Origin of the sequence: Veillonella sp. AF13-2, assembly GCF_003603295.1 — a bacterium.
GTDB lineage: Bacteria > Bacillota > Negativicutes > Veillonellales > Veillonellaceae > Veillonella > Veillonella parvula_E.
Window position 1 is genome coordinate 149,796 of sequence record NZ_QTMT01000001.1, and the last position, 19,333, is coordinate 169,128.

General features: G+C 39.1%; 22 protein-coding genes. 21 read left to right on the forward strand and 1 reads right to left on the reverse strand.

All coding sequences use genetic code 11. The features are described 5' to 3' along the window. The first annotated feature begins 63 nt into the window (after positions 1–63). From DWV85_RS00660 to pyrR, 10 genes are all read left to right on the forward strand, one after another. Positions 64–411 carry an OadG family protein gene (locus DWV85_RS00660; RefSeq protein WP_060919207.1) on the forward strand — a complete coding sequence of 116 codons (348 nt, stop codon included), beginning with the start codon at positions 64–66 and terminating at the stop codon, positions 409–411. A gap of 23 nt (positions 412–434) precedes the next feature. Further along, the gene (locus DWV85_RS09310) at positions 435–602 is read left to right on the forward strand and encodes a hypothetical protein (RefSeq protein ID WP_004696483.1); all 168 of its coding nucleotides are present in this window, start codon (positions 435–437) and stop codon (positions 600–602) included. Positions 603–703: 101 nt separating this feature from the next. Then, entirely contained in the window at positions 704–1,093 is a 390-nt protein-coding gene (locus tag DWV85_RS00665; protein ID WP_004696481.1) for a biotin/lipoyl-containing protein, read from the forward strand. 70 nt (positions 1,094–1,163) lie between these two features. Continuing rightward, on the forward strand, positions 1,164–2,285 hold the full coding sequence (locus DWV85_RS00670; protein WP_004698752.1) for a sodium ion-translocating decarboxylase subunit beta: 1,122 nt from the start codon (positions 1,164–1,166) through the stop codon (positions 2,283–2,285). A gap of 194 nt (positions 2,286–2,479) precedes the next feature. Further along, complete coding sequence (locus DWV85_RS00675; protein WP_060919206.1) at positions 2,480–2,737, forward strand: hypothetical protein; 258 nt, start codon at positions 2,480–2,482, stop codon at positions 2,735–2,737. A 38-nt stretch (positions 2,738–2,775) separates the two neighbouring features. Then, positions 2,776–4,074: an SLC13 family permease gene (locus DWV85_RS00680; RefSeq protein WP_004698729.1), complete on the forward strand. Its 1,299-nt coding sequence runs from the start codon at positions 2,776–2,778 to the stop codon at positions 4,072–4,074. A 497-nt stretch (positions 4,075–4,571) separates the two neighbouring features. After that, positions 4,572–4,736 (forward strand): 4Fe-4S binding protein, encoded by a 165-nt coding sequence (locus tag DWV85_RS00685; RefSeq protein WP_004696472.1) that lies wholly within the window; start codon positions 4,572–4,574, stop codon positions 4,734–4,736. A gap of 105 nt (positions 4,737–4,841) precedes the next feature. After that, on the forward strand, positions 4,842–5,285 hold the full coding sequence (gene lspA / locus DWV85_RS00690; RefSeq protein ID WP_287507655.1) for a signal peptidase II: 444 nt from the start codon (positions 4,842–4,844) through the stop codon (positions 5,283–5,285). A gap of 86 nt (positions 5,286–5,371) precedes the next feature. Then, positions 5,372–6,295, forward strand: coding sequence for an RluA family pseudouridine synthase (locus DWV85_RS00695; protein WP_060919205.1), 924 nt, complete (start codon positions 5,372–5,374; stop codon positions 6,293–6,295). Positions 6,296–6,388: 93 nt separating this feature from the next. Further along, the gene (gene pyrR / locus DWV85_RS00700) at positions 6,389–6,910 is read left to right on the forward strand and encodes a bifunctional pyr operon transcriptional regulator/uracil phosphoribosyltransferase PyrR (protein ID WP_004696466.1); all 522 of its coding nucleotides are present in this window, start codon (positions 6,389–6,391) and stop codon (positions 6,908–6,910) included. A gap of 124 nt (positions 6,911–7,034) precedes the next feature. On the opposite strand, the gene DWV85_RS00705 is transcribed toward pyrR, so the two are convergent. Then, a complete protein-coding gene (locus tag DWV85_RS00705) occupies positions 7,035–8,348 on the reverse strand; it encodes a nucleotidyltransferase family protein (RefSeq protein ID WP_123137812.1) in 1,314 nt (437 codons plus the stop codon). A gap of 186 nt (positions 8,349–8,534) precedes the next feature. Here DWV85_RS00705 and DWV85_RS00710 point away from each other — a divergent pair, with 186 nt between their 5' ends. The 11 genes from DWV85_RS00710 (at position 8,535) to rodA (ending at position 19,315) form a co-directional block, all read left to right on the forward strand. Further along, a complete protein-coding gene (locus DWV85_RS00710) occupies positions 8,535–9,098 on the forward strand; it encodes a hypothetical protein (protein WP_077708578.1) in 564 nt (187 codons plus the stop codon). Positions 9,099–9,101: 3 nt separating this feature from the next. Beyond that, positions 9,102–10,307: an acetate kinase gene (locus tag DWV85_RS00715; RefSeq protein WP_021148357.1), complete on the forward strand. Its 1,206-nt coding sequence runs from the start codon at positions 9,102–9,104 to the stop codon at positions 10,305–10,307. Between the two features lie 152 nt (positions 10,308–10,459). Beyond that, entirely contained in the window at positions 10,460–11,080 is a 621-nt protein-coding gene (locus tag DWV85_RS00720; RefSeq protein WP_123137813.1) for a hypothetical protein, read from the forward strand. A gap of 86 nt (positions 11,081–11,166) precedes the next feature. Next, complete coding sequence (locus DWV85_RS00725) at positions 11,167–11,733, forward strand: Maf family protein (protein ID WP_060919200.1); 567 nt, start codon at positions 11,167–11,169, stop codon at positions 11,731–11,733. 177 nt (positions 11,734–11,910) lie between these two features. After that, on the forward strand, positions 11,911–12,609 hold the full coding sequence (gene radC / locus DWV85_RS00730; protein WP_004696456.1) for a DNA repair protein RadC: 699 nt from the start codon (positions 11,911–11,913) through the stop codon (positions 12,607–12,609). Between the two features lie 279 nt (positions 12,610–12,888). Then, the gene (locus DWV85_RS00735; protein WP_123137814.1) at positions 12,889–13,926 is read left to right on the forward strand and encodes a rod shape-determining protein; all 1,038 of its coding nucleotides are present in this window, start codon (positions 12,889–12,891) and stop codon (positions 13,924–13,926) included. Position 13,927: 1 nt separating this feature from the next. Further along, positions 13,928–14,845 carry a rod shape-determining protein MreC gene (gene mreC / locus DWV85_RS00740; protein WP_004698531.1) on the forward strand — a complete coding sequence of 306 codons (918 nt, stop codon included), beginning with the start codon at positions 13,928–13,930 and terminating at the stop codon, positions 14,843–14,845. Next, positions 14,842–15,336 carry a rod shape-determining protein MreD gene (mreD, locus tag DWV85_RS00745; protein WP_004698677.1) on the forward strand — a complete coding sequence of 165 codons (495 nt, stop codon included), beginning with the start codon at positions 14,842–14,844 and terminating at the stop codon, positions 15,334–15,336. Before mreC ends, mreD begins: the two co-directional genes overlap by 4 nt. Before the next feature lie 19 nt (positions 15,337–15,355). After that, complete coding sequence (mrdA, locus tag DWV85_RS00750) at positions 15,356–17,278, forward strand: penicillin-binding protein 2 (RefSeq protein ID WP_123137815.1); 1,923 nt, start codon at positions 15,356–15,358, stop codon at positions 17,276–17,278. 1 nt (position 17,279) lies between these two features. Next, complete coding sequence (locus tag DWV85_RS00755; protein WP_123137816.1) at positions 17,280–18,203, forward strand: AAA family ATPase; 924 nt, start codon at positions 17,280–17,282, stop codon at positions 18,201–18,203. An 8-nt stretch (positions 18,204–18,211) separates the two neighbouring features. Further along, on the forward strand, positions 18,212–19,315 hold the full coding sequence (rodA, locus tag DWV85_RS00760; RefSeq protein ID WP_004698715.1) for a rod shape-determining protein RodA: 1,104 nt from the start codon (positions 18,212–18,214) through the stop codon (positions 19,313–19,315). Positions 19,316–19,333 lie beyond the last annotated feature (18 nt).

Consider the following 19,333-nt stretch of genomic DNA (forward strand, 5'->3'; position numbering starts at 1 on the left):
TAAACATATCATCGAATTTGGGAGATACCTTTCTTTACTACTTTTTTAGAAAGGGGAATGATTATGGAAGGACAAGCAGTTACTACCAATCCTTGGTTAATCATGGCGATTAATATGACAGTTGTATTTGCTGTATTGATAGCTTTAGGTATTCTTATGGAAATCGTACATTTAATCGATCCTACTAAGAAGAAAAAAGAAGCACCAGCAGCAACTGCTCCTGTTGCTACTCCAACAGCTATTCCTGTAGCTCCAGCAAATGCATCTGCTCAAAATGAGGATGAAGTAGTAGCAGCTATCGTAGGTGCCATTGTGGCGATGGGGTACTCATCTGAACAAATTGCATCTATTCGACCTACAGCAACCAGTGCTAAATGGCGCTTGGAAGGTCGCTTAAGCGGTAGAGGTTAAAATATTTTTAGGAGGCATTTGTAATGAGCAATGCTACAACAACTAACGGTAAAGCTCCATCTCAAGATGTAGTAGCAGTAATCGTTGGTGCATTAGCGGCAATGGGTTATTCCGCTGATCAAATCGCGCATATCCGTCCAATCGTAAGCTACAATTGGAAAATGGAAGGCCGTTTGCGTGGTAATCGATAAGATAATTGGCTAATTTGATAATCCATGGGATTACTCAATTTATATGTGTAAAAATATTTATAAGTTTTGTGTAGAAACTACACATTTTGGAGGAATTTAAGATGAAAAAATTCAACGTTACAGTAAATGGTACAGCATATGATGTAGAAGTTAATGAAGTGAAAGCAGCGGCTCCTGCAGCAGCTCCTAAAGCAGCTCCAGCAGCAGCTCCAGCTCCTAAAGCAGCTCCTGCACCAGCACCAGCTCCAGCTGCAGCAGCAGCTCCAGTTCCAGCAGGTGCTGAAACTGTAAAAGCTCCAATGCCTGGTAAAATCTTATCTGTAGCAGTATCTGCTGGTCAAGCAGTTAAAAAAGGCGAAACTTTGTTGATTCTTGAAGCTATGAAAATGCAAAATGAAATCGCAGCTCCTCATGATGCTGTAGTTTCCGAAGTTCGCGTATCTGCTAACCAAACTGTATCCACTGGCGATGACATGGTTGTTCTTGGCTAATACCAAGTGTTGTATGACGTGGCTGCGCCACGTCATCTAACAATTTTATATTTGTGAAAGGGGAACGCATATGGAGGCTTTTGCTGTTGCGATACAATCTGTTATTAACGATAGCGGGTTCCTCGCATTTACAACAGGCAATGCTATTATGATTCTTGTAGGTTTGATCCTATTGTATTTAGCATTTGCTCGTGAGTTCGAACCATTATTGTTGGGTCCGATTGCGTTTGGTTGTTTACTTGCCAATATTCCTCGTAACGGTTTCGAAGAAGGCGTTATGGCGCTTATTAGTGCAGGTATCTCCCAAGAAATCTTCCCACCTTTAATTTTCCTTGGTGTAGGTGCAATGACTGACTTTGGTCCACTCATTGCTAATCCTAAAACATTGCTTTTAGGGGCTGCTGCTCAAATCGGTGTATTTGCTGCCTTAGGTGGCGCAATGATGCTTGGCTTTACAGCTCAAGAAGCGGCTGCTATTGGTATCATCGGTGGTGCTGATGGCCCTACATCCATTTACTTAGCTACTAAGCTAGCTCCTCATTTATTAGGTGCTATCGCGGTTGCCGCATATTCCTATATGTCCTTGGTACCGTTGATTCAACCACCTGTAATGAAACTCTTCACTACTCAAAAAGAACGTGAAATCGTTATGGAACAATTGCGCGAAGTAACACGTTTTGAAAAAATCGTGTTCCCAATCGTTGCAACGATCTTCATTTCCTTATTGCTTCCTTCCATTACATCCCTTTTAGGTATGTTGATGTTAGGTAACTTGTTCCGTGAATCTGGCGTAACTGATCGTTTATCCGATACTTCTCAAAACGCATTGATCAATACAGTTACAATTTTCTTAGCAACTGGTACTGGTTTGACAATGAGTGCGGAACACTTCTTAAGCTTAGAAACCATCAAAATTATTCTTTTAGGCTTATTCGCATTTATTTGCGGTACAGCTGGTGGCGTATTGTTCGGTAAATTGATGAACTTAGTAGATGGTGGTAAAACAAATCCACTTATTGGTTCTGCCGGTGTATCTGCGGTTCCAATGGCAGCTCGCGTATCTCAAGTAGTAGGTGCGAAAGCTAACCCAGCTAACTTCTTGCTCATGCATGCTATGGGACCTAACGTAGCTGGCGTTATTGGTACAGCAGTAGCTGCAGGTACAATGCTTGCTATGTTGTCCAACCACTAATGATTTAATAATTATTCACCCAGGTGTACCTAAATAGGTACACCTATTGGTGAATCAAAAAGCCCTTGGTCATTATGTAATCATACATAAAAAGGGAATATTTGCAATAAATGCTTTTCAGATCGGTCATTAGGTGATTAGCAAGATTTCACAGAATAACCTTCTAGTGCTTTAAATATAGTAGAGGTGGTCACTTGTTATCAATTGAATTAAAAATACTGATTTGTTTTGTCTGGGCATTTATTGTTTTTTTTATTACTGCACTGATTATCGGTACTGAAGGCAAAGCCAAATGGTTTCAGCAGAGAACTAAATATTCTTGGTTTAACCGCCGAGGTTTTCTTGGTGAAACTTTATTATTTGGGTATCCTAAAACAAGAGAGGGATATGGGATTACTTTTATAATGGCCTCTGCCATTGGTATCGTAGGTTATATTTTATATCTTTTATAATTATGTCAGTGCATTTCTCTGAAGGGAGATGATGATGTATGGGTACTGCAGAACAAACCTTAATCGTCCTTGCAGTCATGGCTGTTTTATTCGTTACGGAAATTATTCCTCTAGCTATTACTTCTTTAGGCGGCGCAATTACATTAGGCCTTATGGGTATTATTACTCCTAAGGTTGTATTCTCTGGTTTATCTGATAGTACAGTTGTGTTGTTTGCAGGCATGTTCGTTGTTGGTGCTGCATTATTCTATACTGGTTTGGCTCAAAAAATTGGGGAAACCGTAGTATCTCATGCAGGGACTAGCGAAAATGGCTTGATGCTTGCGATTATGCTTGTAACAGCTACCATGTCCGCATTTTTATCTAACACTGGTACAACAGCTGCGTTACTTCCTGTAGTTGTTGGTATCTGTGCTGTTGCTAAGATTCCTGCATCTCGTCAATTGATGCCTTTAGCATTCGCTGCAGGTATCGGTGGTATCATTACAATGGTTGGTACACCACCTAATATCATTGTAAGTGGTACATTGACTAAATTTGGCATTGAACCATTTGGTTTCTTTGAATTTGCTTGGATTGGTATTCCTTTGACTGTTGCTACTATCGTATTCATGATGCTCGTTGGTAAACATTTATTGCCTAAACATGAAATCACTGATGCTGGTGATGTAGAACAAGAAGTAGCGGCTGAAGATATTTCTAATGATCCTAAGAAACAATTGTTTTCTGGTCTTATTCTTTTAGGCGTTATCATTGCTATGATTTTAGGTGACGTGCTTAAGGACTATGGTATCAACTTACCGTTGAGTATGGTTGCCGTTATTGGCGCAATGCTTTGCGTTTTAACTGGCTGTTTGAATGAAAAACAAGCTTACACATCTATTGACTGGGTAACAATCTTCTTATTCGCTGGTATGATGCCAGTAGCAACAGCACTTGATCAATCTGGTGCTGGTAAAATGATTGCTGATGCAGTAATCGGTGTTATGGGTTCTAACCCTAGCCCTTACTTTGCAACAGCAGTATTGTTCATTTTATCTTGTGTTATGACTCAATTCATGTCTAACACTGCATCTTGTGCATTGTTGGCTCCTATCGGTATCTCTATTGCTCAAGGTATGGGTGCTGACCCTCATGCTGTATTGATGGCTATCGGTGTTGCTGCATCTTGTGCATTTGGTACACCTGTAGGTACACCTCCAAATACATTAGTACTTGGTCCTGGTCAATATAGATTTATGGACTATGTAAAAGCTGGTGTTCCATTGATTTTAGTTTGCTTCGTAGTAAGTTTAATTATTATTCCAATGGTATGGCCATTCTTCCCTGGTAAATAATAGGGGATAGGTTACTCTACTATAAGCGCATATAAGAGGTCGAATCATAAGGTTCGACCTCTTTTTTTGGATTATTTTTTGTTAAAGTCGCACTCGGCGAATCAATAAATATAGTATTGAATTAGTTTTATAAAAATATGCTACGTGGATTTAATTATTCTAATTTGATTGAGTAATAAAAATCAATGATAATAAATATTGATAATTGAATTCCTAGTATAGTAGTACGTATTTTAATTGAAATGATAATTAGTGTATTCTCAATTATTGATTATTAAACTCAATTACATAAATGAAAAGAAATATCAAAATTCATATAAATATAGGCTTTTTATGATAAAAAGGAACAATTATTATGCAAAATATTATATAATTTTTTATCATTTTCATTTGACTTTCAATTTGAACTGTGTGATAATGAGAACATAAGTTGAGGCAAGTGCCTTTCTAAATGATAATAAAAAGTTCTGATCTATATTTTGATGGAGGTCCTAATTATGAGAGTTATTGCTGATGGTTGCATTAAATGTGGTTCTTGCGCATCTGTTTGCCCAGTTTCCTGCATTACTGAAGGCGAAACTAAATACGAAATTGGCGATGCTTGCATCGATTGCGGTTCTTGCGAATCCGTTTGCCCAGTTTCTGTAATTTCCGCTGAGTAATCACAAATAAAACACGCCCCTCATTGAGGGGCTTTTTATTTTGCCTAAATTTGCGTAACTTAGTATAATAGGACTATTAAGAATTATATTATAGTAAGGGAGTTAATCTTGTTTTATACAGTACTCATCATTTGGTTATTATTGGACCAATTAACTAAATATTATGTAATGAATCATTTTTTGTTAGGTGAATCTTTACCTGTTATTCCTAATGTATTTCATCTTACCTATATTATTAATCGCGGTGCAGCCTTTGGCATGTTAGCGAATCAACGATGGTTTTTCTTACTAGTAGCTTTTGTTCTATTAGCTGTTTGTGCTTTTTATTGGAAGCGATTAGCTAAGGGCCATTGGACTTTGCAAATCGGATCCGCCTTATTAGTCGCAGGTGCAATTGGTAATGGCATTGACCGATACATGATTCATGGTGTAGTGGACTTTTTTGATTTTCGTGTATGGCCTATTTTTAATGTGGCAGATATTGGTATTTGTATAGGTGTAGCTTTTGTTGTATTTTATTTGTTTTCATTGAAAGAGGACCATGAATAGCTTTCATTATTTGGGCCCTTTATAAATCATTGACTTGATTCGTCAATAAATATATATCTTATACTTGACTCAAAGAGGAATAGAGGATGAATGAATATATTGTAAGTGCTGAGCAAGAAGGCATGAGACTAGATGTATTTTTAACTGAACAGATGGAAGGATCTCGTAGCTATATTCAGAGTCTAATTAAAGGTGGTCATGTTACAGTAGGTGATAAAGTAGGGAAGGCTAATCTTCGGCTTACACCTGATACTGTCATTCATGTAGAAATCCCAGAGCCCGAATCGATTGAGGTTAAACCTGAGGATATCCCTATAGATTATTTATACGAAGATCACGATATTGTTATTGTTAATAAACCTCGTGGCATGGTGGTACATCCTGCAGTAGGGAATTATTCTGGAACCCTTGTAAATGCTCTATTATTCCATTGTAAGGACCTATCAGGCATTAATGGTGAAATTAGACCAGGTATTGTGCATCGCTTAGATAAAGATACGTCTGGTGTTATGATGGTGGCAAAAAATGATGCAGCGCACATTGGCCTAGCAGAGCAAGTAAAAGCACATTCTGCAAGACGTACGTACTGGGCGCTAGTACAAGGCAATATTGTAGAAGAAAAAGGGGCCATAAAGGCGCCTATTGGACGCCATCCAAAAGACCGCATGAAAATGGCTGTTGTCTTTGAAAACAGTAAAGATGCAGTAACACATTTTAAAGTATTGGAGCGTTATGGTCATCAAACATTGGTTGAATGTAATTTGGAGACTGGCAGAACCCATCAAATTCGTGTTCACTTTGCTCATATTGGACATCCTGTTGTTAATGACCCATTTTATGGATATAGACGTATGGATTTCCCTATAGAAGGGCAAGCATTACATTCTAAATCGTTAGATGTTAAACACCCTATTACAGGTGAAGAAATGCACTTTGAAGCACCGGTACCAGCTGACTTTGAGGCGTGCTTAGAATTTGCTAAGACCTACCGTGAAGATAAACGAAAATAGTCTAAATGTTTACATTGATTGTTTAGGTACTTATTTTTACTACTTATTTGGATATAGGGGCATAGAATAATCTTATGCTGTAAGGGCGTATATATGGAAAAGAAACGCTTACTAATGGATCAAGACGCTATAATGCGTGCTATTCGTCGTATTAGTCATGAAATTTTAGAACGCAATAAAGGTTTATCTAATGCGTTAATTGTAGGTATTGAACGGCGTGGTGTCATTTTGGCAAAACGTTTACAAGCGGAAATTGAGCGTATAGAAGGTATTCATATTGATTGTGAGTCTTTGAATGTTGCAGTGTATCGTGATGATCGTGATGCTCGTCCTAAAGAGGGGGAACCGTGTACGATTGATACAACGGAAAAGACAATTATTCTTGTAGATGATGTTTTGTATACTGGCCGTACCATCCGTGCTGCTTTAAATGCATTAATGACGGCTGGCAGACCAAGATCTATTCAATTGGCCGTCCTCGTCGATCGTGGTCATCGTGAATTGCCTATACGAGCGGACTATGTAGGTAAAAATATTCCTACATCACATCTTGAAAGTGTACGCGTTGCCGTCGCTGATCTGGATGGTGAAGAAGGGGTTACAATACAGGAATAATCTGTATTGTAACCCCTTCTTCTTTTTGAGTATTATCATATAATAAGATGATTAACTTAATAAAATAAAATTATTTGACTCTTATATTTATGTGCAGAATGTTTCTACCAGATCGTAGTTCTGCTTATTTTATGTATTGTGGCGTATAGGTGTAGTCCATATGACCCATTCGTTTAACTTCATTATGTAAGCATAAGGCCTGTATATCTGTAGCTAATGTATCGATTTGATGCATCGTTTGTCCCAACGTATTTAATTCATTAGGTGCTTTGGCCCATTTTTGAATAAGTGGTATTTCAAAATCATTTCGAAGCCATTGACGACCTCTATCGTTGAAGGCTAGCAAGCGAGCATATTGTGGCGCTTCCTGTATAGCACTTTGTAGTAAATCTTTTTGGATTCCTAAGGTGAGATAGGCTCCCATTCGTTGTAAACGGGCATAGGTATAGCGCTTTGATTTTATTTGCTTCATAGCCAAGTTCCACGTAGGTTGTTGGGCCGCTTTGGACCATAAGTGTTCAATGCCTTCGTTGAACTCTCCAAAGCTTTCTAGCTCCTTAGTTGAAGTACGACGACTTAAGGTATGGACCATGTCATAGTAGCGGTTATAGTTTACATAAGTACCATTAGAAATTATATTAGTCATATCGTCTGCAATAGTTTTAGGAACGATTGACTGAAGTTGTAATTCTATTTTACTATTTAGTGCATTTAATTTTGTTAATGTAGTTGCAGTTGAATTTGAATTTGTACTTGTACTTGTCGTTGTATCTATATCTGTAGAAGTGTAGATACTATTTTTATTACAATTGTTACTACCTGTAGCCATTTCTGTTATAAGTTTACGTAATGCTGTACCAGAAGGGAAATCTTTTGTAATATTCGCTTCGTGATGATCTGATGTGCGTAAGATTGGTATATATTTTAAGGAAGGATAATAGGTAAGTCCTGCCCGAATATATTCAAGTCCTAACAGTGCATTAGGGGTGTTGAGCATCTCTGTATTAAGGGCTTTACGGAAGGCAGAGCCATAGGACATGCCTTCGTTAATATAGGTCCGTAATACTGTTTGAGTACTTTCACAATCCATACGTTTAGCTATATCAACGAGTGTATCTAGATCAGCCGTTTCAGAACCAAAGGAGAGTGCATCGATATGTAAAGCTTTTACCATGCGAATAGCACCTGTTCCAAACAGTTGTGCACTACCCAAAGAATAGAGTGTAGGTAGCTCGATAACGATGTCTGCACCACCGAGAATAGCCCAACGAGCACGGTCAAATTTAGAAAAAATAGCAGGTTCTCCTCGTTGTACAAAGGAACCACTCATGATACAAATGCGCAGCGCTTCAGGATGCTCTTGTGCTAAGGTATGTAATTGATGAGCATGTCCATTGTGAAATGGATTGTATTCACAGATAATACCGATTGTTTTCATAGTGACTCCTTTCATTATTGTTAGTGTAACAAAGTGAAGAAATGCTGTAAACTACATTTCATGATATCCATATAAAAGGCTTGTTTATAGAAATGATGTTATGTGTAAATATTAAGTTTAGTATAGATTTTCTTGACACTATAGGCTATAATTAACTGTAAATGCTGAATTGATGTGAGGTATATGATGAAACAAAATTGGAAACGTACATTACAAGGGACTCTGCTCGGTGCTGTGCTGCTAGCAATGGCGGGATGTGGCTCTACAAATGTAATGGATACATATAGTTTTGGCCATCAAGTTATCCGTGTTGGTCAATCTGAAATTACCATTGCCTTGCCTTATGAAATGGGTAAAAGTACAAAAAATATGACTGATGATGGGTATCCAATTGATATTTATGGTTCCGTTACAGAACATATGGTGATTGAAGTTGAAGCATTGCGTGCTGGTGACAATAAACCATTGCCTACGGTTGATGAGTTTTTAAATCGCAGCAAGTCTGAATTCACGAAGATGGGCGCAACCATCAAGGAAGAATCTGTAGCTTTACAAGGTACATCTGCAAAGAAGCTTGATGTGACATATACAACACAAGGGCAAACATTTAGCTTTTCTCAATACGTATTCTTAGATCATGGCGTATTGTGGAATATAATCTACCAATATCCTGAAAAGGATCAGGTAGGTGCTGATATCAGCAAAGAAATTCAAAACAAGATTCAAGTTACACAACAGAAAGAGGGTTAATCGATGAACGTATTAGTAGTTAACTGCGGTAGTTCTTCTTTGAAATATCAATTACTTGATATGACAACTGAAACAGAATTGGCAAAAGGCCTTTTTGAAAAGATTGGTGATCAAGATGCTATCTTCACTCACAAACGTCCTAATGCAGATAAATTAGAACGGGTTGAACCAATTTTGAACCATAAAGAAGCGCTTCGCATTTTGCTAGATATTTTAGTTGATGCTGAATTTGGTGTTATTTCTTCTATGGATGAAATCGATGCTGTAGGTCACCGTGTAGTACACGGCGGTGAAAAATTTGCTGATTCTGTATTGATTACTCCAGCAGTTATGGAAGCATTGGAAGAATGTGCTTCTCTTGCACCATTGCATAACCCACCAAACATTCAAGGTATTGAAGCTTGTGAAGCTATTATGCCGAATGTACCTCAGGTTGCTGTATTTGATACTGCATTCCATCAAACTATGCCAAAAGAAGCATATATGTATGCGCTTCCTTACTCTTATTATGAAGATTACGGTATTCGTCGTTACGGCTTCCATGGTACATCCCATAAATATGTAGCACAACGTTGTGCAGAATTAATGGGTAAACATATGACTGATCTTCGTATCATCACATGCCACTTGGGTAATGGTTCCTCTGTGGCTGCTATTAAAGGTGGTCGCTCCATCGATACTACAATGGGCTTCACTCCATTGTCCGGTTTGATCATGGGTACGCGTACAGGTGATATTGACCCTGCTATCGTTCCATTCTTGATGGAAAAAACAGGTATGACCTATGAAGAAATCGATAGAGTTATGAATAAAGAATCCGGTGTATTAGGAATTTCTGGTGTATCCAATGACTTCCGTGTGATTGAAGAAGCTGCTGCTAATGGCAATAAACGCGCACAATTGGCATTGAATATGTTCCATTACAAAGTTCGCCGTGTAATAGGTGCCTTTGCTGCTGTTATGGGCGGTGTAGATGCTATCATCTTTACTGCTGGTATTGGTGAAAACGGTATTGGTAACCGTGATGCAATCTGTAACGGTTTGGAATATTTAGGTACTCGTATTGATTCTGAACGCAATAATGTTCGTGGTAAAGAACAAGAAATTAGTGTTGAAGGCTCTAAGGTTAAAATCTTCGTAATTCCTACAAACGAAGAAATCATGATTGCTCGTGATACTCAACGTATTACAGCAGCGTTGAAAAAATAATATAGTTCGCATCTGAACTGAGTGACTAATAGAGTCATAAAACCCCGTCTATATCTCGGATATAGACGGGGTTTTTGTAGTTTTTATGCATAGAATATCTTATAATAGGATGTATAGTTATTAATTAGTGATTTCTTTAAAAGGGGTAAAGCATGACAGTATTATATGAAGAAAAATCTCAGCGCACCAGAAGTGCAGAGTTATTGGTAGTATTTTTTGTGATTTTATTGTTGTGTGCAGCAGCTTATACAACGTATCGCAGTATTCAATTACATACGGTTTTATTAGCTGAGTATTTTATTGAAATCATGGCCATCATTGTTATGGTTAAACAGGCTGTTAGTCGATATACATATATTTTGACAGATACAAAGCTTGTGATTGAAGAGCACTCTATCTTTAGAAATCGTCATTTTGAAGTAGATTATAACATGATTGATGGGGTGTTCAAGTTTGAACGTGAGTTGTTGACAAATATTAAATACCGCTATAAATATAGAAAATGTTCTACCTCTGACCCGCGCCCGATTTGGTCTCTTGTGTATTCTATTGTAGATGGAAATAAAGTTAAAAATGGCCGTTTGTTGTTGAAAGCCGACGATAGATTCTTTGAAATGTTAGAAGAGCATGTGCCTGGCCGTATTCGTGTGCCTCAAGCGGATATCGTATTTTATGCGGCGGTGCGAGCTGATGCGGTAAAACATGGGGAAGATGTACAAGAATATTATGAAAGATTAATTTCTTCTAAAGAAGATAAAGGAACAACTATGTAAGGGATGGTAAGTTTTGGGGGATAGGCAGGATAGTTTGGTTATACCAAGAATTTTATGTACAAGTTTTTTAATGCGAAGGAGCGTATATGGCTGGATTATATTTGGCGAGTCAATCACCACGTAGAACTGAATTATTAACACAGGTTGGGATTGATCATACTGTTGTATCCAGTACTTATGAGGAATCTAATGAGGGTTACGACAACCCTATTGAAATGGTGAAAGCCCAAGCATTAGGTAAGGCTCGTTGTGCTGTAGGTGTTCCTGACGGAAGTATTGTGTTAGGCGCAGATACTATTGTTGTCCTTGATAATAAAGTATTAGGAAAGCCACATGATAAATCCGATGCACGCCATATGTTGGAGCATTTATCGGGTAGAGCACATTCTGTAATCACTGGAGTCGCGTTACTCATCAAAGGGGAGGAGATAGTTTTTCACAATGAAACAAAAGTATATTTTAAACAATTAGTACCCTTTGAAATCGAGTCTTATATTGCTAGTGGGGAACCGATGGATAAGGCTGGAGCTTATGGCATCCAAGGAAAAGGTGCATTATGGGTAGATAAAATAGAGGGCTCTTATACTAATGTGGTAGGGTTACCAGTTGAACATGTATACGAGGAACTGTGCAAGGCGTTAGGGGCAAAATAGTACTAGCGTATTAGACAGATAGTGATATAATTGGCTGTGCTGTGCTGTGCTGTGCTGTGCTGTGCTGTGCTGTGCTGTGCTGTGCTGTGCTGTGCTGTGCTGAATAATTTTTAAGAGAGTAGATGTGTTTATTGTTTGATTTACAAATGGTGTTATCTATTTGAATGGAGAGATTCTATGGAAGTACCAACAGTAAGTGTAAAAGATATGCTACCATTCCAGCGCCCGCGAGAAAAATTTCTCGCCTTAGGCCCTTCACATATGGCAATGGAGGAGTTGTTGGCTATTTTATTGCGTACAGGGGTAAAGGGGCAATCTGCGATTTCTTTGGCAAGTGATATCGTACAATCCTTTGATGATGGCGTATATGGTCTTAACCGAATGACCGTAGATAATCTAACCAAAATCAAGGGTATTGGTAGAGATAAAGCAGTGACGCTATGCGCAGCACTTGAAATGGGTAGGCGTCTAGGGGAGCTTAAGATTAAAGAGACTTATGAAGATTTTTCGCAACCTTTTGTAATAGCTCAATATGTGATGGAACGACTGCGGCACGAAGATGTGGAACATGTGTGGGCTGCCATGCTAACATCTCGAAATAAGCTTATTCAGTTGGAACATATCTCTAATGGTGGATTGGTATCAAGCCTTGTAGAGCAAAGAGCAGTATTTAAAAAAGCTATAGCATGCAATGCGGCGGCGATTATTCTAATCCATAACCACCCGTCAGGTGATAGTAGACCAAGTGATGAAGATATACGGCTAACGAAAATGTTTGTTAGTGCTGGTCAATTTATGGGGATTCCTGTACTCGATCATATTGTTATAGGGGATAATGAATTTACGAGCCTCAGCGAAATTGGTAAATTGAGCTGAGCCTAAATAAACTGAACAAAACCAAGTAAGATTATTAAAAGCACTCATTTTGAACTATACCTAATTTTGACGCATGGGTAAGTTCCTATAAATGAGTGCTTTTCTTTATTGTGTATGAGATTATATGTATGAAGTTATGTAATTTTTATGTATGACTTATGAGTACAGGGATTATGCATTATCAGTGCTTTTAACAAAAGGAAAGGTACTGATATCAATGGAAAAAGTCGCGTTATATATGGTAAAATGGAATGATGATGTAATGAAGGAGAAATTACTATGAGTTCCATTTTACCTACTCTAGGAAAAGATGTAAGTATAGATATTGGTTCCATACAAACGCGCCTCATGGGGGGGACGCGAGGGACTGTTATAAGCGAACCATCGATTATAGCAACTGATACAAAACAAGAAAAAGTAGTAGCCGTTGGTGATGAAGCGGCGCGCCTCGTATTGCGCATGCCCGATATGTGGCGTCCGTTAACGCCTTTAAAGGATGGATTTATCGTTGACTATCGTGTTATGCATACTATGCTTAGCTACTTTCTTAATAAGGTGTCTAATGCGTTGCGTCGAGCCCGCGTTGTCGTAGGGGTTCCTTGTGGCATGACCGATGTTGAGCAACGAGCTATGATGGATGCTGTTATTCAAGCTGGTGCTCGAGAGGTATTCCTCATTGAACGACCTGTGGCGGCTGCTATTGGTTGTGGTGTGCCTATCTTTGAAGCGCAAGGATCTATGGTTATTGACATCGGTGGTGGCACTATTGATATGGGGATTGTTTCTTTAGGTGGTATCGTAGATAGCAAAACAATTCGTTTTGGTGGTTCTGATATTAATAATGCCTTATTGCGCTATGTGCGTGAGTGTTTTGGCGTTATCGTATCTGATGAGACCATATTAGATATTAAGCATACATTAGGTACAGCTATCGCTCCTTTAGAGGATGCAGAGTATGCCTTTCAGGGGCGCGATATGATGAACGGCTTAGGTAGACGTTGTGTGATTCATCAATCTGAAGTGTACCAAGTTGTAAATGGATGTTTGATAGGACTCTTGGATGAGGTTAAGCAAATGATTCGTGCTACGGCACCAGAAATCGTGGCTGATATTATGCAACATGGCATATGGCTTACTGGCGGTACGGCAAGACTATCTGGCTTAGCGGATCGGATTGGTACTGAAGTAGGTGTACCTGTTCACGTTCCTGAAGCACCTGAAACAAAAGTTGTGGTAGGTCTTAATGGGGCCTCATCTGATTTGGTGAGTTTATCGCGTTTTATTGTAAATTCTAAGAATAGAAAGGGCCGAGACTAGCATGATACAGTCAGATAAAAAGTTAATTATCATCGTTGTCATTGGTTGTATCCTAATGGCATTGCTCGGCTTTGCGTGGAAGCAACGGACTAGTATTCCCTTTGTTACGGTTACCCTTGAAGGAATTACAACGCCTTTCTCTTATGGGTCAGCTCGTTTATTAGAGGGCGTCCAAACTAGCTTTACAGTACTTAATAATGCTATTTTCTCTACTATCGAACGCGAAGAGGAAGCATCTCGTAAAGCTACATTGGAACAAAAGGTAGTTAACTACGATGAAGTAGTGGCAGAGAATATTCGCCTTCGTCAGCTTTTAAACTATAAGAGTAGCCATCCAGAATTCTCCATGACCTTAGCAGGTATCATTACAAAGGATTACGGTACTTGGACAAATACTTTCACCATTGATAAAGGGAGTGAAGAAGGTATGGCAGTTAATATGGCTGTTGTTGTACCTAGTGGTGTTGTTGGTTTTATTACAGATGTATATCCGCATTCTGCTCGCGTTCAAACCATTCTTGATCCGCGTAGCGCAATAGGTATCCTTGTACAACGACCTGAATCTCGTTTGTCTGGCGTTGTAAAAGGTAATGGCAATACACCTCGTACACCATCTATGGTAAATATTGCTCGCGATGGTGATGTATTGGTAGGTGATAAGTTGATTACTTCTGGATATGGCGGAATTTATCCGAAAGGTTTACCTGTTGGCAACGTGCAATCAATCGAAAATGATTCGGAAGGATTTGTTAAAAATGCGGTAGTCACACCGAGTGTAGATTTTCATCGTTTAGAAGAAGTTTTTGTGCTTACCTCGTCTTCTCTAAGTGCACCACAAAAACCAGAACTTGAACCTAAACTTGTGCCTCAAACACAACGAGATCAAGTAGAGGGTGCAAAGGGGGCCGTTAAACAATGATGCGTCTAGCTTTAGCTCTCTCTGGATTTTTAATATATTTTATACAGGCGCAATTATTGCCTACTATTTTCCATACAAATTGGTTACCAAACTTAATTTTGACGATAATTGTTATGATTACTTTATTTAAAGGTCGTCGTATGGGGCTGATATCCGCTGTTGTTGGGGGTATCGTACATGATGTATTGATATCTAACTTTTTTGGGCTCCATCTATTCCCTTACGTAATTGTGGTATACCTACTATCTGCCGTAAAGCATCGTATCTATGAAGAACGCTGGTATTGGTCTAGCGGTATAGTAGCTATTTGTACGCTACTAGATGGCGTTATTCGTAGCTTTATGATATTAGCTAGTGGTGGCGATTTGCACTTTGGATTATACTTGTGGCATATGGTATTACCCGTGATGTTCTGGAATGGCTTGTTAGGTGCTATTGTGCATGGTTTGTTATGGCGTAAAGATGATGAACAACAAGGTTATATTTGGTAAGGATTAAGGGGGTGAAAGAGTGCTTGAAGGCCTCTATAAACGAAGAAAAACGAATCGCTTTGATGTACTCTTTTACATTGTAGCCGGCATATTTATAGTCTTGGCATTACGCCTGATGTCGTTGCAAATCTTGTCTGGTGGTTATTACCAAGCTAAGGCAGAAGGCAACCGTTTGCGCATGGTATCCATGACAGCTGCTCGTGGTATTATGTACGATCGAAATGGTCAGATCTTAGTAGGTTCTAGACCGGCATACACTATCTCCATTTTGCCTACGGGGAAGGCTCTAGACGAAGGTGAAGTTGCTAAGTTGGCAACTTTGCTGAAAATTAAACCAGAAGATATTACAAAAAAGGTAAATGATCATAAATATGGTTATGAGCCAATTCGTATTGCTAATGATATTTCTATGGATGTAGTTACAACCATCGAAGAGCATCGTCATGAATTACCAGGTGTTACCATAGATGTAGAACCACTTCGCTATTATCCATATGAAACGATGGCTTCTCAGCTCTTTGGTTATGTGGGTGAAGTGAGCGAAGAAGAATTAGAAGAGCTAAAACAGCAAGATCCAAATACCCTTATTAGTGGTGGTACTATTTTAGGCCGTTCTGGTCTTGAAAAACTATATGATTCCATCTTGCGTGGCACTGATGGTGGTAAACAGGTAGAGGTTGATGCTACAGGCCGACCGGTTGCGGAGGTAGATAGAAAGCATACAGTGCCTGGATCTAATATCCATTTGACAATAGATGCAAATCTACAAAAGGCTGCTGAAGAAGCTGTTAAGAATCAATTAGAACAGTTGCGTGCCCAAGGCATTCCAGCTCAAGGAGCTGCTGTAGTAGCAATGGATCCAAATACGGGTGCCATTTTGGCCATGGTCAGCGCCCCTGAGTTTAATCCTAACTGGTTTGCGAAAGGGATTACAACGGCACAGTGGAATCAATTGAATAACGATAAGAATCATCCATTTGATAATAAGGTTATTTCTGGTGAATATCCACCAGGTTCTCCGTTCAAGATTATTACAGGTACGGCGGCTTTAGATCTTAAAAAGGTTACCCCTGAAGAAATGATTTTTGATAGTGGTAAACATTGGCTTATCGATAAACGAAATGCAGAAGGTGAAGCATTAGGGTGGCTTAACTTTAATAAAGCTCTTGCAAAATCAGATAATGTTTACTTCTATGAAATGGGCAATCGCGTTGGCATAGAAGGACTTGTAAAATATGCTGGCTACTTTGGTATTGGCGAAAAGACAGGCATCAATCTTGTTGGTGAGGCCTCTGGTAATATGGCAAGTCCTGCTTATAAACGCAAAGTGTATGATGAAGATTGGTATTTAGGTGAAACCTTTGATGCGGCCATAGGTCAGTCTTTTACTTTGGTGACACCATTACAAATGGCTGTTATGCTCAGTGAAGTAGCAAATGGTGGCATTAAATACCGCCCATATGTGGTGAGCCGTATTGATAATAAGGATGGCACGCCAAAAGAAATCTTTGGCCCAGACAAGCTCGGTATCTTACCTGTACCAAAAAATATTATGGATCTTGTTCGCGAAGGCTTGCGTGACGTTACTAATGAAGGTGGTACAGCAGGGGAGTTGTTTAAAGGATTCCCTATTGATGTAGCTGGTAAAACAGGTACTTCAGAGAATGCACATGGCAGAGACCACGGCTGGTTTGTAGCTTATGCACCATATGATAAGCCACAAATTGTAGTGGTTGCACTTGTTGAGCAAGGTAGCTTTGGTGCGGGCTCTGCAGGGCCTATCGTAAGAGATATATTAGTTGCGTACTTCAATGTACCAGTGAATAAGAAATCTAATGATACAAATAGTAAGAGCAATAAGGAAACTGCTACGGGGACAAGTATTAATAAAGGGCAAAAACCTCAGAATGCGGTAACTAGTGGACAACCAAGAAAGGATTAGTATGGGCGAGATAATCGGCGTTGTATCCGGTAAGGGGGGCGTAGGTAAGACTACGATTACCACTTGCTTGGGTTCAGCCTTAAGCAATGCAGGGCATCGCGTATTGCTCTGTGATGGAGATTTTGGATTGCGCGATTTAGACCTTGTGTTAGGAGTGGCAAATGAAATTATTTACGACGCATTAGATGCGAGCGAAGATAAAGACTATATGGATGATGCCATCGTATCAATTGCTGAAAACTTAGATTTTCTACCAGCTAGCCAAAGTGCTCGTTGGGAAGATATAGGTCGTAAAAAATATAAAAAATTAGTTCGTCGCCTCTCTGAGACATATGACTATATTTTAATTGATGCTCCTGCTGGTATCGGTAAGGGCATAGAGTCTATTTTAGAATTAGTAAATCGCTGCATCGTGGTGACGCATCCTTTATGGGTACCCTTGCGTAATGGGGCACGCATGATTCAAGTATGTCAAGAACATAATATTCGTGATTATGCTATTGCTTTTAATGCAGTACCTATCGATGGAGAGGATATCCATTTATATGATATGTTAGAAGTCCTTCGCGCTGAATATGTAGGGGCTATAATTCCTTATGATGAGGATATTTTGACCTATACACAAGATGGTCGTTTGTTAGAATTTGTTTCTAGTGAACTAAAAGCTATGTTAGCACCTCTTGTTGATTATGTAACTACCGGTGATTGTTGGGAAGACTACGATGTACAAAAGCACTTCGATGCTTATGTAACTAAGAAAAAAGCATCGAAGCAGCAAGATAGCACACCAAGTCTTGCAACGGTAGGTGAGTCTATTTTTGAGGATTCTAACAATGTTCATTACATTAATCGTGGTGGTTGGACCACGCAGCGCTTATTGGTGCAAGGAAAACAAAGCTTGTGGCGCCGTAGCAAGTTGAAATAGGTGATATGATGTGGCGTAAAATATGGACAGATAGCGATTGGACTATCATCATATGTACTATATTACTTGTCGGAATTGGTCTTACAGCTATTGGTAGTGCTACCCATGTGAATCATGAAGCTATCGGTTTTGGTAGTCTAGTGGTAAAACAACTCGTATTCTTTTTAGCAAATATAGCTGTCGTTATAGGCATGCAATTTCTAGATTACCATCGCCTCAAAGGGTGGGGGAATATGATTTATGTGATTACCATGCTTATGTTAATTGCAGTCATGGTAGTTGGTACCTCCGCACTAGGTGCACAGCGTTGGATTCAACTGGGGCCAATTACTATCCAACCTTCAGAGTTTTCTAAACTATTGATGATTATCTGTATGGCTAAAATGTTAGAACCGCGCATTGGCAAGTTGGATACTTTTAAATCCCTATTGATGCCAGTGTTATATGTAGGGATTCCTATTCTTCTCGTATTCTTACAACCTGACTTGGGGACATCCCTCGTATATATTGCTATATTTGTAGGGATGCTCTTTATATCTGGTATCAAAACTAAGCTTATAAAAATCATTGCGAGCGTGACTTTACTCTTGATGCCTTTGGGCTGGTTTGTACTGAAAGAATACCAAAAGCAACGTATTCTAGTATTTTTAAATCCAGATATTGATCCCTTCGGTTCTGGCTATCATATCATTCAATCTAAGATTGCCATCGGGTCGGGTATGATTTTTGGTAAAGGTATCTTTAATGGTACTCAAAGTCAGTTGAACTTTTTACCAGAAAATCATACGGACTTTATCTTTTCTGTAATCGGCGAAGAATTTGGCTTTGTAGGATGCATTGTAGTATTGCTATTATTGTTTATGCTTATTTATCGCAGTATTCAAGTAGCGTATACCTGCAATGATAATTTTGGTATGTTATTAGCAACGGGGATTGGTACGATGTTTGCCTTTGAAGTGCTCGTAAACGTAGGCATGACGATTGGTATTATGCCTGTAACGGGGATTCCGTTGCCATTCCTTAGCTATGGTGTTAGTGCGCTAACAACTAATATGCTGAGCATTGGCATTTTATTAAATATTGCTAGACAGCGGACAAAATATATATTTTAATATCCTTTCATAGGATTG

Excerpts from the sequence above, each read along its gene's own strand:
- DWV85_RS00660 (WP_060919207.1), top strand. The coding sequence starts at position 64 with ATGGAAGGACAAGCAGTTACTACCAATCCTTGGTTAATCATGGCGATT.
- DWV85_RS09310 (WP_004696483.1), top strand. The coding sequence starts at position 435 with ATGAGCAATGCTACAACAACTAACGGTAAAGCTCCATCTCAAGATGTA.
- DWV85_RS00665 (WP_004696481.1), top strand. The coding sequence starts at position 704 with ATGAAAAAATTCAACGTTACAGTAAATGGTACAGCATATGATGTAGAA.
- DWV85_RS00670 (WP_004698752.1), top strand. The coding sequence starts at position 1,164 with ATGGAGGCTTTTGCTGTTGCGATACAATCTGTTATTAACGATAGCGGG.
- DWV85_RS00680 (WP_004698729.1), top strand. The coding sequence starts at position 2,776 with ATGGGTACTGCAGAACAAACCTTAATCGTCCTTGCAGTCATGGCTGTT.
- DWV85_RS00685 (WP_004696472.1), top strand. The coding sequence starts at position 4,572 with ATGAGAGTTATTGCTGATGGTTGCATTAAATGTGGTTCTTGCGCATCT.
- DWV85_RS00695 (WP_060919205.1), top strand. The coding sequence starts at position 5,372 with ATGAATGAATATATTGTAAGTGCTGAGCAAGAAGGCATGAGACTAGAT.
- pyrR (WP_004696466.1), top strand. The coding sequence starts at position 6,389 with ATGGAAAAGAAACGCTTACTAATGGATCAAGACGCTATAATGCGTGCT.
- DWV85_RS00705 (WP_123137812.1), bottom strand. The coding sequence starts at position 8,348 with ATGAAAACAATCGGTATTATCTGTGAATACAATCCATTTCACAATGGA.
- DWV85_RS00710 (WP_077708578.1), top strand. The coding sequence starts at position 8,535 with ATGAAACAAAATTGGAAACGTACATTACAAGGGACTCTGCTCGGTGCT.
- DWV85_RS00715 (WP_021148357.1), top strand. The coding sequence starts at position 9,102 with ATGAACGTATTAGTAGTTAACTGCGGTAGTTCTTCTTTGAAATATCAA.
- DWV85_RS00720 (WP_123137813.1), top strand. The coding sequence starts at position 10,460 with ATGACAGTATTATATGAAGAAAAATCTCAGCGCACCAGAAGTGCAGAG.
- DWV85_RS00725 (WP_060919200.1), top strand. The coding sequence starts at position 11,167 with ATGGCTGGATTATATTTGGCGAGTCAATCACCACGTAGAACTGAATTA.
- radC (WP_004696456.1), top strand. The coding sequence starts at position 11,911 with ATGGAAGTACCAACAGTAAGTGTAAAAGATATGCTACCATTCCAGCGC.
- DWV85_RS00735 (WP_123137814.1), top strand. The coding sequence starts at position 12,889 with ATGAGTTCCATTTTACCTACTCTAGGAAAAGATGTAAGTATAGATATT.
- mreC (WP_004698531.1), top strand. The coding sequence starts at position 13,928 with ATGATACAGTCAGATAAAAAGTTAATTATCATCGTTGTCATTGGTTGT.
- mreD (WP_004698677.1), top strand. The coding sequence starts at position 14,842 with ATGATGCGTCTAGCTTTAGCTCTCTCTGGATTTTTAATATATTTTATA.
- DWV85_RS00755 (WP_123137816.1), top strand. The coding sequence starts at position 17,280 with ATGGGCGAGATAATCGGCGTTGTATCCGGTAAGGGGGGCGTAGGTAAG.
- rodA (WP_004698715.1), top strand. The coding sequence starts at position 18,212 with ATGTGGCGTAAAATATGGACAGATAGCGATTGGACTATCATCATATGT.